At 56.2% G+C, this 18321-nt stretch carries 11 protein-coding genes; 6 read left to right on the top strand and 5 right to left on the bottom strand.

What is annotated here, in order from left to right; translation table 11 throughout:
• Positions 1-58: 58 nt before the first annotated feature.
• The 3 genes from HG15A2_RS22175 to ppc all read right to left on the bottom strand — a co-directional run bounded on the left by HG15A2_RS22175 (position 59) and on the right by ppc (position 3690).
• Positions 59-373, bottom strand: a complete 315-nt coding sequence (locus tag HG15A2_RS22175; RefSeq protein WP_145063435.1) for a helix-turn-helix domain-containing protein — start codon at positions 371-373, stop codon at positions 59-61.
• Complete coding sequence (locus HG15A2_RS22170; RefSeq protein ID WP_145063433.1) at positions 366-755, bottom strand: type II toxin-antitoxin system RelE/ParE family toxin; 390 nt, start codon at positions 753-755, stop codon at positions 366-368. The genes HG15A2_RS22175 and HG15A2_RS22170 overlap by 8 nt, the downstream gene beginning before the upstream one ends.
• Before the next feature lie 121 nt (positions 756-876).
• Positions 877-3690, bottom strand: a complete 2814-nt coding sequence (ppc, locus tag HG15A2_RS22165; protein WP_145063431.1) for a phosphoenolpyruvate carboxylase — start codon at positions 3688-3690, stop codon at positions 877-879.
• A gap of 455 nt (positions 3691-4145) precedes the next feature.
• Between ppc and HG15A2_RS22160 the strand changes: the two genes are divergently transcribed.
• The 4 genes from HG15A2_RS22160 to HG15A2_RS22145 all read left to right on the top strand — a co-directional run bounded on the left by HG15A2_RS22160 (position 4146) and on the right by HG15A2_RS22145 (position 10567).
• Positions 4146-4544 carry a BlaI/MecI/CopY family transcriptional regulator gene (locus tag HG15A2_RS22160; protein WP_145063429.1) on the top strand — a complete coding sequence of 133 codons (399 nt, stop codon included), beginning with the start codon at positions 4146-4148 and terminating at the stop codon, positions 4542-4544.
• Positions 4541-7663, top strand: coding sequence for a M56 family metallopeptidase (locus HG15A2_RS22155; RefSeq protein ID WP_145063427.1), 3123 nt, complete (start codon positions 4541-4543; stop codon positions 7661-7663). Before HG15A2_RS22160 ends, HG15A2_RS22155 begins: the two co-directional genes overlap by 4 nt.
• A 352-nt stretch (positions 7664-8015) precedes the next feature.
• Positions 8016-8570, top strand: coding sequence for an REP-associated tyrosine transposase (locus HG15A2_RS22150; protein ID WP_145063425.1), 555 nt, complete (start codon positions 8016-8018; stop codon positions 8568-8570).
• A gap of 413 nt (positions 8571-8983) precedes the next feature.
• Positions 8984-10567: a hybrid sensor histidine kinase/response regulator gene (locus HG15A2_RS22145; protein WP_145063423.1), complete on the top strand. Its 1584-nt coding sequence runs from the start codon at positions 8984-8986 to the stop codon at positions 10565-10567.
• An 86-nt stretch (positions 10568-10653) separates the two neighbouring features.
• Here HG15A2_RS22145 and HG15A2_RS22140 read toward each other — a convergent pair whose 3' ends face one another.
• Positions 10654-11451: a response regulator gene (locus HG15A2_RS22140; RefSeq protein WP_145063421.1), complete on the bottom strand. Its 798-nt coding sequence runs from the start codon at positions 11449-11451 to the stop codon at positions 10654-10656.
• A gap of 409 nt (positions 11452-11860) precedes the next feature.
• Complete coding sequence (locus HG15A2_RS22135) at positions 11861-12628, bottom strand: hypothetical protein (protein ID WP_145063419.1); 768 nt, start codon at positions 12626-12628, stop codon at positions 11861-11863.
• 658 nt (positions 12629-13286) lie between these two features.
• Here HG15A2_RS22135 and HG15A2_RS22130 point away from each other — a divergent pair.
• Positions 13287-16388 carry a vitamin B12-dependent ribonucleotide reductase gene (locus HG15A2_RS22130; RefSeq protein ID WP_145063417.1) on the top strand — a complete coding sequence of 1034 codons (3102 nt, stop codon included), beginning with the start codon at positions 13287-13289 and terminating at the stop codon, positions 16386-16388.
• A 119-nt stretch (positions 16389-16507) separates the two neighbouring features.
• Positions 16508-18181, top strand: coding sequence for an ATP-dependent nuclease (locus tag HG15A2_RS22125; protein WP_145063415.1), 1674 nt, complete (start codon positions 16508-16510; stop codon positions 18179-18181).
• Positions 18182-18321 lie beyond the last annotated feature (140 nt).

Raw genomic sequence — 18321 nt, 5'->3', positions numbered from 1 at the left:
GGTGTGGCAAGATCACGGTAAAGATCACGGAAAACCTGTCTGCGTAAACGCAACCAACTCACGCCACTTGCGGCTGGGGGTCGTTGGGAACCATGCTCAGCCGAATGTGGCAGTTCAGTGCCTTGGCGATCCGTTGCAGCATCGTTAGTGAGTGCCCGTCGTAATCGGCATCCTCTAGCCGAGCGATGGCCGATTGGCCCGTGCCGATCAAGTCTGCAAGTTGCTTCTGCGTTAGTCCAGCTGCGTGCCGGGCGTCGTAAACCATCTGGGCAATTTCTGACTGGGTGCGAGCCTCGGCAATCCTCTGCCGTCTTTCCGGGTCGTCACCAATCATCTTGTCGATGATTTTCATTGCGTCGCGTGTCTTAGCCATTATTATTGTCCTCCTGGTAACTGTGACGCTTGGCATCTTTCACAAATGCTGTTTTGCGTTCTAGTGCTCGCTCGATATCCTGCTTCGGCACCTTTGCTTCTTTCGTCAGGCCGTGCGCCAGAATCGCCACGTTCTTCCCGTGGAAGAAGTAGAGAATCCTGTAATTGACGTTCCCGTGTCGAATGCGCAACTCAAAGATGCCATCTCGCAACATGTCTACGTGAGGCCGTCGCAACTCGTGGCCTCGTTCACTGAGCAGCCCGAGCTTGGCAACACACTTGTCAGCCGCGACAATGTCCTTCGACTCTAACTCTTGCAGCCAGTCACGCACAGGCACTGTACCGTTCTCGTCCTGGTAGAATATCAACTCTGTTTGTGGCATCCGCGCCGCTCTCCAAGTGTATCACAATATTGTGATACGGTCAAATTGTATCTTCAGACCCAAGGTAGCCCGGCCCGCCGGGCAACCCTGGGCCATGAGACGGGACCGCTTCGCGATAAGACTACCCCGTAGTGCGCATCCCCGTCGAAACCCCTTTCACCGTCAGGTGCGTTAAGTGCTCCCACTGGTTGAGTTGGTCGTCATCGCCTGTTTCGACTTCTTGTTTAACACGATCTTGTTTGCCGCGCCGCAGTAGTTCCACTTGCAGCAGGTTCAATGGGTCGACGTAGCCGTTGCGTGCTTTGATAGAACGCTGCAGCCAGGGGATGCGATCGAGCAGCTGGCTGCTGCCGGTGATGGCGAGGACTGCGTGGCGGGAGCGCTCGAACTCCTTGAGGATCGCTTCGGTGAGTTCTTCGTGTTCCTCGACGCCGGTGGCCAGCGAGGCATACTTGGCGAAAACGCTCATGTTGGCTTGTGCGAGTGCATGCATGGAGTTGTCGATGGCGATGCCGAAGAAGGGCCACTCGCGATGCATTTTCTGGAGCGACTCTAAGCGAGAGAATTGATCGCCCACATACGCCTCGAACGCGCTGCCCAGGCCGTACCAGGCGGGCAGCAGGCAACGGCACTGCGTCCAGGAATAGACCCAGGGAATGGCTCGCAGATCCTCGATCCGATTGCCCCCTTTACGTTTGGAAGGTCGCGAACCGATGGGCAACTGCTCAATCGCGCTGATCGGTGTGACTTGGCGATAGAAGTCGGCGAAGGTGGGGTGGTCGACCAGTTCGCGATACGCCTTGAGCGAGGACTCGGCGAGTTGCTCGACGGAAGATTGCCACTGGGCGGGCGGTGGCGTGGGATCTTGCGAAACGGCAGTGAGCACTGCCCAGGTGAGCTGTTCTAGGTGGCGATGCGCAATGGCTGGGTTGTCGTAGCGATCGGCGAGCACCTCTCCCTGCTCAGTCAATCGGAGCGTGCCGTTGAACGCTTCGGTTGGGAGCGAGAGCACGCTTTTGGCTGCCGGGCCGCCGCCGCGTCCGAGCGAGCCGCCGCGCCCGTGAAAGAAGGTGAGATCCACGCCTTCGCGCTTGGCAACTTCCGCGAGGCCGGTCTGGCCAGTTTGGAGCGCCACCTGTGCGGAGAAGTACCCACCATCTTTGGTGCTGTCCGAGTAGCCGACCATGGCGGTCTGCCGGTCGCCCTGCTGGCGCACGTACTCGCGGTACGCAGGCTCGGCCAGTAGCGAAGTGAGTGTGTCGGGCGCTTGCTTCAAGTCGTCAATGGTTTCAAACAGCGGCACCAACGGTAGATGCATCGAGGAGTCGGCCTCGTTGTTTCCTGTACCATCAACTTGTTCCGACCAGCGCCACAGCCAGAGCACGACGAGCAAGTCGCTCGGCACGCGGGTCATGCTGACGATATGACTGCCGATTGCCGTCAGGCCGAAGCGCCGGGCGGTGCGGCGGAGTAGGGTGAATAGCTCGAACGTCTCGCGCGTCGTGTCGGAGGCTTCTTTGGGAACGGTAAACGGCTTGCCGAGCGTTTCGACCAACAGCTTTTGTCGCGCCGGTTCGTCGAGCTTCTCGGGGGCTTCGCAATCGCCAGTGAGCTTCCAAACTTCGTTGAGCACGTCGCGGTAGACGCCTGAGTCTTGTCGAATGTCGAGCCGAGCGGTGTGAAACGCGAAAGCTTCAATCTGATCAACCCACGGTTGGACGTCTGCGTCGTAAATTGCCTGATTGCCTGTGGCGACGAGCGAGTCACGCATGATCGCGAGGTCGGCAAGCAGTTCTGCTGGTGAGACGTACGCGCTTGCCCCCTCGTTTGCGGATTGGCCGTCAACTGCCAGATCAACCTCGGCAGTTCTTTCCAGACGCCAAGCGACCACATGCAGCCAGCGTCGATACGATTCCAACGGCGGCAGCTTTTCTAGTTCTTCTGCCAACGGGGGCCACTGTTTACCGGCGGCGGTAATGGCATCGGTGAGCTCCGCGGCCGGTGGTGTTTGACGATCGGAGAGCGACAACGAACGCGATAGCTTCCGGCAACTCGCGAGATGCTTCTCGAAGGCCATGTCTCGCATTTCGCGCAGCGTTTGAGCGGTGATCTCTGGCGTGACAAATGGGTTGCCGTCGCGGTCGCCGCCGATCCAGGAGTTGTATTCGACCATCGGATGCGAATAGATCACCTCAGGATAGAACTCCGCCAGCGCGCTTCGCAAATCGCTGGCGATGCGGGGAACTTGCTCCCATAACACGTGACGGATCGAGAGGCCCCGCTCGACTTCCTGCATAACGGTCGGCCGCCAGGGGCGGAGGAAATCAGTTTGCGAGAGTTTGGAAAGCTGAGCCGCTAGTTTCTCGTGGAGACGCTGGCGAGTGGTTGGCAACAGGTCGCTAGCGTCGAGCTTGCCAAGCAGCCGGCGCATGTCGCCCAGCAAACGGCGCACAGCGCGGCGCTTGGCTTCGGTCGGGTGTGCGGTCAGCACTAGCTCGATGCGCGCTTGATCGACATACGCTTGTACTTGCTTCGCAGAGAGGCCCCGCTCGTGGAAGTCGGCGATCGCCGCGCGGACCGTTTCCTTGGAGGGATAGGGGTGTGCCTGCTGTTGGCGTTGATGGAGCACGCGCACGCGTTGGCGATCTTCAGCCAAGTTCGCTAATTCCAAGAATACGGTAAAGCTGCGAGTGACGACTTCAATCTGGTGCGGGTCGAGTCCTTGCAGCAGCTCGTCCAGTTCAGTCGCGGCATCATTCGGGCTCTGCGTTCCAGTCGGGTTCGGGGACGAGCCGGCTCGCTGCGTTTCGCGCGCTAGCCGGCGGACCTGCTCGACGAGCTCGAAGCCTTTTCCACCGGCGAGCTGCTTGATGATGTCGCCACATAGGCGGCCCAGTTGGTCGATCTCACGGCTCAGTTCAGGGGCTCGGGGCATAATGAAAGTCTAGAGTCTAGGGTTAAGAGACTAGTGGGAAGTCGCCAGTGCAGAATGAGATTGGGCACACGCAGCTATTAGGTTAACGGTGCTAGGCGGTTTTCGTAAGCGTTGCGTCTGGAGGGAACATAGTCGCGACTTAGCGGGCTGCCGAGAGTTTGCTCGCAGGGTAGAGCCTGTCGCTGTGCACCGGCGGGCCGTTGGCTCGCGGCTATTTCTTGTGCGATTCGCAGGGGAACTTCTAATTCTTTCAAAGTTTAGCTTGACGCGAAATTCTGGCACGGGTAGGATCAACGAAAGAATTAAAAGTTAACCATAGTACTACCATGCAACGCTCGTTCCCACGCTCCTGCGTGGGAACGAGGTAAGCTGCTTCCGATTTTGAAACGGCATCGGTACGATGCGGGCTAACTTCCTTTCCACTAGTCTCTCAACCCTCGACTCTAGACTTTTGCATGTCACGACCTGCTTCTGAACATCCGACGGACTTGGAGCTAGAGCTCCTGAAGATTCTCTGGGACGAGTCGCCGCTGGCGGTGCGTGACGTGCGCGAGCGCCTGGCCGCTGAAGCGGCTAGGCCACTGACGCATAGCTCGGTTATCACGATGCTAAACATCATGCATCGCAAGGGATTCGTGAAACGCCGCAAGCAGGGAAAAGCATTTCTGTTTTCGCCCAAGGTGGAAAAGCAAAGCGTCACGGGTGGCGTGGTGCGCGACGTGATGAAGAAGCTCTTCAACGATTCGCCTCAAGAGATGGTGTTGAACCTACTAGAGACGGCCGATCTCGATGCCGAGGAACTAGCTGAATTGCGGAAGATGATCAATCGTAAAGCCCGCGAGGAAAAATCATGAATGCGACTGATTGGTTGACAAGCGACTTCGCAACGCGGCTTTGTTTGACGCTCGCGCATTCGCTGTGGCAAATCGCGTTGCTGGCGGCGCTGGCGTGTCTGATAACGCGGCTCGTTTGCAAAGCCTCGCAGCAGTACTTGGTTTGCGTTGCGGCGTTGGTGGTAGGTTTCGCATTGCTGCCTGTGACGTTTGCCTTGCTGCCGGCGACCTATGCAGTGATCGCAATCCCGGCCCAGTTGCCTCAGCGAGCGGGGGTTGAACTGCACGCGGAATCTGCGCACAGTGCCATTGAGACGGAACTTGGTTCTCAGGGTGAATTGGTATTCGATGACGGACTAAGCATTGCGAATAAGAGCGAAATCTTTGCTGAGAATGTAGCGCCGCAAAACCCGACAGCTGACGCACGTCGACTTGGGATTTGGGAGCGTTACACACCAGCGCTGCTGGTGCTGTACTTTGTGGGCGTATCTGCGATGCTGTTGCGATTGGCGCGAGGCTTTTGGCACACGTCGAAATTGGCACGCAGCGGAGGAACGGTTCGCGATGGGGAGCTCTTCCGATACCTGCAGCAGCTCAGCGAGAAGTGGCATGTGCGTGTTGCACCCGTCTTGAAGCAGGTCGATGACGTGCTGGTTCCAAAAGTGGTGGGCCTCCTGCGGCCCACGATATTGCTGCCGGCGGGCGCGCTCACCGGGCTCACCCAACCCGAGCTGGAAATGATTCTCGCCCACGAGCTGGCTCACGTGCGGCGGGCCGACATGTGGGTGAACCTGTTGCAGCGCATTGCCGAGGCGGTGCTGTTTTTCAACCCGGCACTGTGGTTCTTGAGCCGTCGCATTAGCACGTTGCGCGAATACTGCTGCGACGAACTGGCGTGCGAAGCGGTCGAAGGCAAGACTTCTCCACCCCAAGTGCAATATGCGCAGGCGCTACTGCGCGTTGTGGAACTGGCACAGAGAAAGAGCAGTGCAGATCAAGTCGCCACTTTGGCGGCAAGTGGTCGTAGTCCCAGCGAGTTACGCCGCCGGCTGGCAAGGTTATTCGACGAGCCAATTCGCGAGCCGCTGCCGTTAGGCCGCGGGGGGATGTGGACGCTGCTGGCGGTTGTGGCGCTGGTGTTGGCAGGGCCGTTGGTTTGGGCGGAGCGTGGGGGGGAATTAGCTAGTGAAATTCAAGATTCAGAAAAGTCACTTGCAGCGCATGCTTCAACAACTCGAAGACTCCCCAATGGTTTGGAAGTCGAAATACTTGCAATCGGCACGCATGGTGAGAAACCTCAGCGTTGGTGGGATGGGAGAGGTATGTCGCTCAAGGATGTACCATTCCGTGTCGAGGGCGGGAGTGTCTCATCAAGCGAAAAGCAGTTGCAGCGTGAACTCGTCTTTCGAATCACGAACATGCCGAAAGATGCTAGTTGGAGAACGGAATCTGAGCAGATTGGCGCTAAAGCAAGTTGCGAAGTTATGTCCACTGGCAAAGAACTACCCCGAGGCTACCTAGGCCAAGTATTTCTTGTCAAAAAAGATGACAGGGGGTTTGATCTTCGCATCGGCATAGCCTCAGGCGAGTGGAAAACGGTAGCGATCGACGACGGCCTTGGCTCAGCCGCTGGCCTCTCGGATAGCAAGGGCGTCGTCTTCGCCGCTGCATCGACGAGGGACGACAAAACGATCGTCGTCACTTCTGACAACTTTCTCGACAGTGAATGCCGCGTCCTTGCCATTGACCAAGCAGGCAAGCAGCACAAATCGGTGAGAGCAACCTGGAGAGTTGCGGGAACGGTAAAACAGTCAGAGTGGAGTTTTGCTGGTTTGAAACCTGAGGAAATAACGCGGCTCGAATTTCAAACGCGACCCTTTCAGTGGGTGGAGTTTGAGAACTTGCCAGCAGAGCCGAGGGCCGAGGAGGGTGCGGCGAAGCCGCAAGCGGAGATTGTAGCACCCGAGTTAGGGCAGGCTGAAAAGCGATTGAGAGAACTCCGCCGAGCAGTCGAAATAGCGGAAACATCACTCCAAGATGCCGAGAAAGTGATGCAGGCCGAAGAGAAGGAGCTGCTTTCGAATCCTGTTGAGGTTGGAAATCTGAGTGAGGCACAACAACCGTGGTACGAAGCCACGAAGCGCTGGGAGTCTGCAGGTGTGGAGCTTTTCAAAGCCAAGCTGGCTCTGATGAGGGCGGGAGGCAAGACGGACATTATAATAGGGGATCAACTGGGGATTGCCGAGGGAGAGGCGGCGAAGCCGCAAGCGGCGGGAAAAGTCCTCGACAAAGGCCCCATGTCGCTCGTCGAAGCTACCAAGATATTCAATAACGAAACGGCAGAAGATCGTCGCACGTTGTTCGATCCGCCGATTCCTGACTTGACGGTTGAGCAGCTACGCGCAAGTCTTACGAAGGTGGCTGCACAGGAACGCGCAGAGGGGAACAGTTGGATCGCTGAGAAACTTCAGATGATGGTAGAACAAGATAAGATACTTGACGGTTACCAACTAGGTACCGGAGGCGGCAGCAACCAGGACGAGCGCGGCGTCTTGAGGAAGCAAATCGTACCGATGCTTCTCATGCCGGTGCCGGCCATCGTCGATGAAAGTCGCTGGGCTGCTTATCCGATTGAATCGCTTCAGCTTTTATACACACGCGATGGCAAATCCTCGAAGAGTTATGGGGATGTGCCAGTTGCGGTGCTTCAGAATCAGAGCGGGCCGGTAGCGTTGCCGGCGACAAAACCGCAAGCGGCGGACGACGCGTCTCAAGACGCCAAACTCGCCCCGCTGCGTGAGCTCGTTACCGAGTACGAAAAGCTCCTCGAAGAAATTAAACATCTTTACGAGACTGGGGCGCACGGCGGCAGCGTGGAGAAGTTGATTCAAGCCAAATACGCACTAGCGACTGCTCGCGTTGATCTGGCCGAAGCGGAAGGCAAATTCAAAGAAGCACTCAAGCAACAACAAGCAGCCGTCCAGGCCGCCGAAGAATTGGTGGCTGCGGTGCAAGCGCAATACGATGCGGGACTTGCGATGTTGGAGCAGCGAATCGAGGCGGTCAAGTTGCGCAGCGAAGCAAAAGTGAATTTGCAGGAGATAGAAGCGAAAGCGAAAGTTCGCAAGCTGAAGGGTTAGTTGCTTGAGAAGCAGATGCAACGCGAAAACACAGACGCGGCGAAACCGCAAGCGGATGGTGCCCCGCATGAGTGAGTTGTCGTTTGCCGCGACGCTTGTGCTTTTGGCGTGGCCCGACTGCGAACGCATTTTCCCTGCGACCGTGATGTGGGGGAATTGTAGGGTACTGCCGAGTGGAGCGAGGCATACCATGAACGCTGGTTGCGGTATGCCTCGCGGAGCTCGGCAGTACCCTACGGTCTGTTGGTACTCATGCCGTGGGCGAGGGGCGTGGTATGCCTCGCTGAGCTCGGCAGTACCCTACGGATCATGGTAGTACTCACCGTGAGATGCGCGCATTACGATAACAGGTATGCCTAACTATCGACGTAATTTTGTGCCTGGTGGAATCTACTTCTTCACGGCAGTGACGCATCTTCGGCAACCTTTTCTGACCAGCGACCTTGCCAGGAAATGCTTGCGAGAAGCCATTGAAGAGGTGCGTGAAGACCATCCGTTTGAAATGATTGCTCAGGTGCTGCTTCCTGATCACTGGCACACGATTTGGCAATTGCCGGAAGGGGACGTTGCCTATCCCATGCGCTGGAGTCGGATCAAAGAGCTGTTTACTAGGAAATGGTTGGAGGCGGGTGGAGAAGAGTTTCAGCAGTCGGAATCGCGTATCAAATATCGTCGTCGAGGAGTTTGGCAAAAACGCTACTGGGAACACACGGTCGATGGCCCACAAGATCTGAAGCGTTGCGTCGATTATGTTCACTGGAATCCGAGGAAGCACGCCTTCGTTCAGCGAGTCGCTGATTGGTCCTTGTCGAGCTTTCATCGCTACGTCGATGCAGGCGAGTATACAATTGATTGGGGTGGGACGGACCCCGTGCCAAATTGGCACGCACCCGAATGGGGCGAGTAAGATGGAGAGATGGAAGGGTACCCTCGAGTGGAGCGAGGCATACCATGAACGCTGGTTGTGGTATGCCTCGCGGAGCTCGGCAGTACCCTACGTGAGTTGGTTGCTTTGAGCGAAGTGGCGGCATCGACCAAGGGGAAATCCCCATAGCCGCAGTGCTACGCACTTCCGGAGGTTTACTGCGCAAGAGTGGTTGCTGCTTTCACCTCTTCTCAAGCCGCAAGCGGAGTAAATGGTACGCCTCGCTCCTCTCGACAGCACCCTATATTTCTGCAGTACCCTACGTGAGTCTGGGCTCACCACTCTATTGCCGGGACTGCTGTTCGCATAGAATTTTCCTAGGGAATCTCAGGGGTGCCTTGCACTGTCGCCTAGCCTCTGCCACTTAGAATCTTGTTTCTGGGAGCGATCTTACCATGATCGAAACTGAGCAGATTGCACTGCAGGATGTTGAGGCGAGATTTCGTAGCACCTTCGAGAACGCGGCCGTGGGGATTGCGCACGTTGCTGTGGATGGACGCTGGTTGCGCGTGAACGACAAGTTCTGCCAGATTGTCGAGTACACGCGGGACGAACTGCTTGCTACCGACTTCCAGCGAGTGACTCATCCCGATGATCTCGCGGACGATATGCAGCGGTATCGCCAACTCGTTGCCGGGGAAATCAAGAGCTATTCTATTCAGAAACGCTACGTGAAAAAGTCGGGCATTCCGATATGGATCAATCTGACCGTCTCGATGCAACTCGACGAGGCTTCTCAACCACTTTACGCGATTGCGTTCGTGCAAGACATCTCGCAGCGGAAGCAATTCGAGGCGGAGCTCACCGAGTCGATCGCCAGCCGCGATCGCTTTCTGGCGATGCTTTCCCATGAGCTACGTAACCCCTTGGCCGCAGTGCTGAGCGCGATCCGTGTGATCAACAAGCGAACGCCTGAAGGCGCGTTGTCGCGTGAAGCGCAAGTGATCCTCCGCCAGTCGGAACACATCTCTCGCCTGCTGGATGACTTGCTCGACGTGGCACGGATCACCAAAGATCGTCTTGTCTTGGATCTGCAAGTTTGGGATCTCGTACAACTTGCCAAAGCAGTCTACGAAGCGAATGAGCCGATGATGACAGAGGTGGGGCACCATTTTGAGTTTGATTGGGAGGTAGAGCCGATCTGGATTCGTGCCGACTCGACCCGCATTCTGCAAGTCATTGAAAACTTGCTCACCAATGCCATGAAGTACACCCCCGCCGGGGGCGAGATCGAGATGACTGTGGAGTGCGATCGCAACGAGGCCATCCTTGCCGTCATCGACAACGGTCGCGGGATCGAGAAGCAGAAGCTGAAAAGCATTTTTGAAATGTTTGTGCAACTCGAGCCGAACATGAAGCAGTCGCACGGCTTAGGCGTGGGGCTCACGCTCGTTCAAGCGCTGGCTGAAATGCACGGTGGGCACATCACCGCCGAGAGCGACGGCATCGGCAAGGGAAGCCGATTCGAGTTGCACTTGCCGCTGATTCCCGCCGTCGAAGCCTCGGAAGCTCGACAGCAGAGCATGCAGGAACAGAGCATGCAGGAACAGGGCAAACAGCAGGGCAAACAGCAGGGCAGGAATGCTGGTGCTGTGAGTTCCGAGAAGCCGTGCCGAATCGTGCTGGTGGAAGATCAACAGGACGCGCGTGAGATGCTAGCGCAACTGTTGGAAATGGATGGATATCAAGTCATAACTGCCGAGGATGGCGTCCAAGGTCTGGCGACTATCCTGAGCGAGAAGCCTGATGTGGCTTTAGTGGACATCGCGCTGCCGGGGCTCGATGGCTATCAGATTGCCCAGCAAGTACGAGCTACCCTCGACTCCTCGGAAGTCTGTATGGTGGCGTTAACCGGATTTGGAGGCGCGCACGATCGCGAAGCGGTCCTCGCCGCCGGCTTTAACGAACACCTAGTGAAACCGGTTGATCCTGTTGCATTGAATCGCGTAATCAAGTCGCGCGCAGAGAATCGCGATTAGCCCGTAGCTGCAGGCGACGGTTGTTTTCTAGTAGGGGCCGGCTGTGCAGACCGATGGTAGTTGGTTAGAAGTCCGCACAACAAAACCTACACCGCCATTGGCGAAGTGGCGTGCATTTCAAATTGACCTTGCAGGTGGTCGACCAATTCGCGCGGGTTGTATGGTTTTTGGAACCAGCCATCAATGCCTTTGGGACCGACTTCGATTTTCACCGTGTCGCGATCTTCGCCGGTCACGGCATACACTTGCATGGCGGCGAATTCGGGGTTCTCGCGAATGGCGTCGATCGTTTGCACGCCGTTGAATCGGGGCATGTTGATGTCCATCAATACGACATCCGGGGCGCGGCTTCGGGAAAGGTAAACGAGCGCTTGCAGGCCATCTTCGGCAGTATCGACTTCGAAGCCGCTGAGCCGCAAGATTTCAGCGAGCAGGCTGCGCTCACGCTCGTTATCTTCCACGAGGAGTGCGCGTGGCTGGTTGGGAGTTGGCTTGCTGGTGGGCGCGACTTCTTCCTCGAGCTGGTCGTAACTCCGCAGTGCCTTGTGCAATGTTTGCATCGCCTTCTCGCTCATCCCGGCATCAAGCTGCTTGACTGCTAGGTTGAGTGCCAGATTAGCTGAGTTGAGCTTGTTGCGCATGTCGTGCGACGGGCCCTTGTCGGCTACTTGAGGTTTCGCAGAGTGCTTGGAGGGGCTCGAAACTGCGTTCTCAGTGGCACTATATTCGCTTTTTTCTACGAGCTCGTGACGAAGCACGGGGATTTCACGTGGCGCGTCGATTCCGACTCGGACACGATTGCCGTCAACGCGAATGATTTCGATGTTCACCCCGAGTGTGGGGAAACAGATACGATCCTCAGGACCGCGAGATAAAACTAGCATGGCGGATCTCCTTTCCGGCGGATGCTGTTTCCGATATATACAGCGCCGCGAAAAATTCTGCGTCTGTTGCGGGTTCACTCCCGCTAACCCAAACGCAACTCAACACGTCGGTTGCCTGACCGAGTGTGACGTACGCAACAGCCGTTGTCTCAATCCTTCGGCTATCCAGAGATCCATCCCCGCGCACGTCGAGTCCGCTCCTTGCGAACTCACACAAAATACCCTAAAGGGCCTCAATGCCAAATAGCAGTTGCTGTGCCAAAAAGGTAGGGCAAGTAAGTGCTAGCAGTTCAATTCTTGCTGTTAGCGGTCGAGCTTGCTCGCTGAGAACTTCGCTGCTGGCATGAATCTGGTCCGGCGAGCCGGCGAAACCGCCAGCAATGGTCAAGACAATTTCTGCTTCGTCGCTTTATTCAACCCGTGGCAATCCCTCAGGCATGTCGAACGACGGCTGAGAGACCGGCACGGGTTCCGGCAATTGGGGCATTACGAATTCCCAAGGTTCTTGGGCACTAGAACTTGCCTCAACAGGACACGATTGGTTCGTTTCCAACAGGCTCAAAGAGATGCCGTAAGTCAACGAGTCTGGCTCCGACCCTTCCGCGACAAATTGATATCCGGCTGAGCCCGTGAGCCGCAATCGTGGTGTCAGCCAGAAGTGCAAACCGGCCTCGGGCTTGGCGGCGAAGACAACTTCACCACCGTCGTCCTCCGCGTCCTCATCAACAAAACCATTGCCGTTGTTGTCGCGACCATCCTTGCCGTCTCCAAAGGGCCAGTACCCGAGGTAGCCGTTCACGCCGACGAACGGTGCGAGTCGGGTCGGCGTTTGCAAACGAGCGCCAACTTCCACTCCACCTGAGATGGCCGTATCGGAACCTTCCTGGAGTAGCCCCGCCAAGCCGCCGTACGTTTCCAGATAGCTTTGTGGATAGGCGAAGACTCCCACCTGCGCGCCAGCGGAAGCGGGTTGGTTTCTGGCAATTGCTCCCGCATACGCGCCCCGCTTTCCATAGACGTGCCGCGCGTCGATGGCCTGCTTGGTGGTTCGTGCGAGATCGTCTGTATGGCGTGGGTACTTGGCTGCGTAGTCCAGGTCGCTCTTAGCCCAGCGTGAACCGCTGCAGCCCGCAGTGCACCAGCAGGTCAGAAGTAGCAACGCAATTCGCACAAGCACGCCGGGAAGTTCATCGAAGTCTGGCAGACTATAGGCGACGGGAACTTGATCGCACGAGGCCGATCACCGTGCTAGCTGGAGCTCGACGGACCACAGGTCTTTTCCGCTGCTGTTACTCTGCGCACCTCACGCAAGCTAGAGGAAACTTCCCGGTCGCAACGCTGAGATTTCCATCACTTCTGTCGCATTCGGCCGCGCTGCTTGAAGACATCGCGATATTCTACGCAAACCATTATGGGGTAACAGCTTAAGTGCCTTAGCAATACCTTCATAGTCACTTCGCTAGCACTTCACGTTAGACACAACCCGTGGTATGATAGCTACTTAGGGCAAACACAAGTTTCTATTTGACGCATCGGCTCAAAGGTCTAGAATCACTCCTCGCTACTCACTGCATGTGGGGTACTCAATAGGGCATCGAGTACCACATGTTGTGTTTCGGTTCAAAATGACTACTGCTTTATGCGGTGTTTATTCGATACTCACTCTAAATCTTGTACCGTGGATCGACAGAGGATGTCGATGAGGTACTCAGAGCGATATGAACGTGCGTACACACGTATGGTTATGTACATTGGTACGGATGCCCCTCTCCCACCTTTGCTTTTTCGTTAGTACACCGCGTTAAGCAACAGCACCCTTAACAGGAGGTTACGTCATGGCGACAGTCAATCTTGGTACGTCCCCAGCTTCAAGCAGCACTGATTCGAGCACAGGTTTCTCATCAGAGCCGAACGAGGAGCGCGGGCCGAAGCAATTTCATGGACGCTTGAAGATCGACCGCGACTTCTGTCCCGAGGGCGTCGCCGATCCGTTTGACACGGTGAAGTGGGAAATCCGCAGTGCTGCTATCAAGGATGAGAATGGCGGGGTGCTGTTTGAGCAAACCAATTGCGAAGTGCCCGACTTCTGGTCGCAACTCGCTACCAACGTTATCTGCAGCAAGTACTTCTACGGCGAAGTCGGTAGTGATGAGCGTGAGTACAGTGTTCGCCAGTTGGTGCATCGCGTCACGCGCACCATCACCGATTGGGGGCTGGAAGATGGCTACTTCGCCAGCAATGAAGACGCGGAGCGCTTCTATCGCGACCTCTCCTGGTTGTGCCTGCATCAAGTCGGTGCGTTCAACTCGCCCGTGTGGTTCAATGTGGGCCTGTTCCATCAGTACGGCGTGGAGGGTGCGAAGTGCAACTGGCGTTGGGATCCGACTTTGAAAGACGTTGTGCAGCCAGACAACCCGTACGAATACCCCCAAGGCTCCGCCTGCTTTATTCAGCACGTCGCAGACAACATGGAAGACATCATGGAGCTCGCTCGCAGCGAGGCCATGCTGTTCAAGTTCGGCTCGGGCACAGGCACCGACCTTTCCACATTGCGAAGCCATCGTGAGAAGCTGGCCGGTGGTGGTAATCCTTCGGGGCCGCTTTCGTTCATGCGGGTCTACGACCAAATCGCAGCCGTGGTGAAGAGTGGCGGCAAGACGCGTCGCGCTGCCAAGATGCAGTCCATTAAAGTCTGGCATCCGGACGTCATGGAGTTCATCGAGTGCAAGTGGAAGGAAGAGCAGAAGGCGCACGTGCTGATCGAAAAGGGCGGCTACGAGTCGAACTTCAATGGCGAAGCGTACAGCTCGATCATGTTCCAAAACGCCAACCTTTCGGTCCGCCTCACGGACGACTTCATGCATGCCGTCGAGAAGGACGAGCCGTGGACCACGCGTTGGGTCACCGATAGCAGCAAGGAAGGTCCGACCTACCAGGCCCGCGAAGTGGTTGATCGCATGGCCGACTGTGCTTGGCACTGTGGCGATCCTGGCGTGCAGTACGACACCACGATCAACAACTGGCACACTTGCCCCAATAGCGGGCGAATCAACGCCAGCAACCCGTGCAGCGAGTATATGTTCCTCGACGACACGGCTTGCAACCTGGCGAGCATCAACCTCATGAAGTTCCGTGGCGACGATGGCGTCTTCGACTCCACCGGCTTCAAGAAAGCTTGTCGCTTGTTCTTCATCGCTCAGGAAATTCTGGTCGATCACGCCAGCTACCCCACGGCAGACATCGCTCGCAACAGTCATGCATTCCGTCCACTCGGTTTGGGTTACTCCAACCTGGGCAGCGTGTTGATGAGCAATGGTTTGGCTTACGACAGCGACGCCGGTCGGGGCGTGTGCGGTGCGATCACTTCACTGCTACACGGCCAAGCGAACCTCACCAGTGCGGAACTGGCCGAAGCGGTTGGTCCGTTCGATGGGTTTGAAGAGAATCGCGACCCGATGCTCCGCGTGATGGGCATGCATCGTCAAGCGGTTGAGCACATCAACGAGGAATGCCCCGAGGCGCTTGTCGATGACGCTCGCCAAACGTGGGACCGTGTGCTTGCTGCTGGCAAATCGCACGGCTTCCGCAACGCTCAGGCCACGGTGCTCGCGCCGACCGGCACGATTAGCTTCATGATGGATTGCGACACCACGGGCATCGAGCCCGACATCGCGTTGGTGAAGTACAAGCAACTCGCCGGCGGTGGCATGCTGAAGATCGTGAACCAAACGGTGCCGAAGGCATTGGAAACCCTGGGCTACGACCAGCCTGAGATCGAGTCGATTCTCGACTACATCGAGAAGGAAGACACGATCGAAGGCGCAAGCGACTTGCTGCCTGAGCACTTGAGCGTGTTCGATTGTGCGTTCACCCCACGCAACGGCGTTCGTAGTATCGCTTGGCAAGCTCACGTGACGATGATGGCCGCCGCCCAGCCATTCCTTTCGGGAGCAATCAGCAAGACGGTCAACATGCCGCGTGATACCACGCCGGAGGAAATCGGTCAGGCGTACGTCGATGGTTGGAAGCTGGGTCTGAAGGCGTTGGCGATCTACCGCGATGGCTCCAAAGATAGCCAACCGCTAAATACCAGCACCGAGGCCGACAAGGCGAAAGATAAGGAAGCTGCCCTGACGGCCAAGCCGCGTCGCGAACGCCTACCCGACACGCGTGATAGCAAGACGCACAAGTTTAGCGTCGCCGGTCACGAGGGCTACATCACCGTCGGCATGTTCCCAGACGGCCGCCCCGGCGAGCTGTTCATCACCATGGCCAAGGAAGGTAGCACCATCGGCGGCATCATGGACGCCTTCGGCACGGCCGTCTCCATGAGCCTGCAGTACGGCGTACCGCTGGAAGATTACGTTCGCAAGTTCACCCACATGCGATTCGAACCGCAGGGCCACACCAAGAACCCGGACATCCGGATCGCCAAGAGCCTGATCGATTACATCTTCCGTTGGTTGGGCATTGCGTTCTTGCCTGGATACCGCGAAGCGAGCCTGGGCTTGCCGCCGGAAGAGTCGACCAGTGGATCGGCTTCGAAGAAAGAAGCCGAGCCCACCGAGAGCGGGCCCGTTGCCAAGAAGGCTAGCGGGCCAAAGAGTGGTCAGGATTCGACCGGTACCGACTCGCCCTCAGTAGCCGATGCCTCCGACGTGGAATCGTCCCCCGCAAAGAATGGCCACGTAAACGGCTCGAAGAATGCCGAGGGCGATTTAGCAAACGGCTACAGCCACCGCCTGTTAGAACGCGCCGGCGTCATGGTGAAGGACGACCAATCTGGCGACAACAAGTCATCGGTAGCCGCCCGCAGCGAACAATTCGCCGGCTTCCAAACCGACGCCCCCAGCTGCGACAACTGCGGCAGCATCACCGTGCGGAACGGGAACTGTTACCTGTGCCACAACTGCGGGAACTCGATGGGTTGCTCGTAGGGTCCGCTGTGCGGACCGATGAGTTGCTTGAAAGAGACATTAGCCGTCAGCGACTGGCCGAGGAAACTTGGTTGGTCGCTGGCGGTTTTTTGGAACGGAATTGTTTTTGGAAAAGCCGAATGATTGAGTCAATTTCACTAAAATTTGGCGCTCACCCATATGGTGCTTCACTTCACCTGGATGGAACGCCTGTCACGGTTTTCGTCGGCCCAAATAACTCTGGCAAAAGCAAAGTTCTCCAAGAGATCCAAGGTTACTGCCAAAGAGGATTGAAGAATACAAATGACGTGATTCTGGACAGGGTTTCTCTTAGTGGTTCGGGATTTGAGCCGTCCAGAGACTTCGCCGAGAAGCTTGTCGTCGAACCAGGGCCTAAAGCAAGACTCAAGGAAGGGGAGGTACTTATAGGTCGAGGGAAACTGAGAACAAAGGTAGATTTCGAAGATCTCATTACTTGGTTAGAGAATCCTGAGGCTCACAAGCGGCAGTTTTGCAAAACCCTAATGAATATGTTTGTCTTAATGCTCGATGGGCGTCGACGAATTAACCTCCTAAACGATGTTTCGATGACTGATTTGCAAGCACCTCCCGAATCACCGTTGGATATATTGTTTAGGAGCAATGACAAACGGTTTGACGTGCGGCGTATTGTTTACGAAGCATTTGGAAAATACTTTGTTTTGGATCCGACTAAATTAGGGCAGCTAAGGGTTCGCCTTTCCGACATCGAGCCTCCTACTGAAGAACACGAAAGGGGCATAACAGGAAAAGCAGTTGAATTTCACAGGAGAGCACCGGAAATAGCAACGGCTAGTGATGGGACGAAAGCTTTCGCGGGGATAATCACAGAAATAATTGCAGGCGACCCCCGCATAATACTGGTTGACGAGCCAGAAGCATTTCTACATCCGGCACTCTCATACAAGCTAGGCAAAGAAATCGTCGGCTCGGCTAGCGACACAAACAAACGGATATTTGCATCTACTCACAGCGCAAACTTTGTTATGGGATGTGTCCAGTCCGGTGCAAGGGTCAACATCGTACGGCTTACCTATAGAGATAACGTGGGCACGGCACGATGCCTAGCATCAGACAAGCTATTGGAGCTAATGCGTAAGCCCCTGTTGCGTTCGACTGGTGTCCTCCAGGGCCTATTCTATGAGTCGGTGATTGTCACAGAATCCGACACAGATCGTGCGTTCTATGATGAAATCAACACGAGGCTGCAACGACTTGACCCACCGAGGGGCATCCCCAACTGTCTGTTCTTGAATGCTCAGAACAAGACGACGATTCACGAAATCGTGAAGCCTTTAAGAGAACTCGGCATACCTTCTGCGGCAATTGTTGACATTGACATCGTGAAGAATGGCGGAAAGGACTGGCAAAACTTTTTGGCAGCTGGAAATATCCCTGACATGAGTAAGTTAGGTCTGGGGCAGAGTCGATCTGTACTCCGTGGTGGCATGGACGAAACCGGGAAGGATATGAAACGCGACGGCGGAATAGAAGTCCTTGGTAATGAAGGGCGGCAAGCAGCAAATGATTTATTTGACCAGCTTGATTCTTACGGACTATTTGTAGTTAGATGCGGTGAATTGGAGTCATGGCTCCCTGAATTGAAGTCGAATGGCCATGGCCCGCCCTGGCTCATAGAAACTTTTGAATTGATGGGAGACGATCCAAATGACTCTAGCTATCTGAATCCTTCAGAAGGCGATGTCTGGAAATTTCTCGATGACATAGGGAAATGGCTGGGTAATTCAGATCGAAAAGGAATTCCTAGCGAGTAGAGTCAAGTAGGGTCCGCTGTGCGGACCGATGGGTTGGTTTTGCCCCGTCGTGAATCTTACCAATGGGGTTGGTACTGCCCGTGTTCTTTGGGCGCTGCGCGGCTATGTTTTCGGTCCGCACAGCGGACCCTACGGGCCGA

The organism is Adhaeretor mobilis (assembly GCF_007741515.1).
Taxonomy (GTDB): domain Bacteria; phylum Planctomycetota; class Planctomycetia; order Pirellulales; family Lacipirellulaceae; genus Adhaeretor; species Adhaeretor mobilis.
This window is presented reverse-complemented; position numbering and strand designations above follow the sequence as displayed.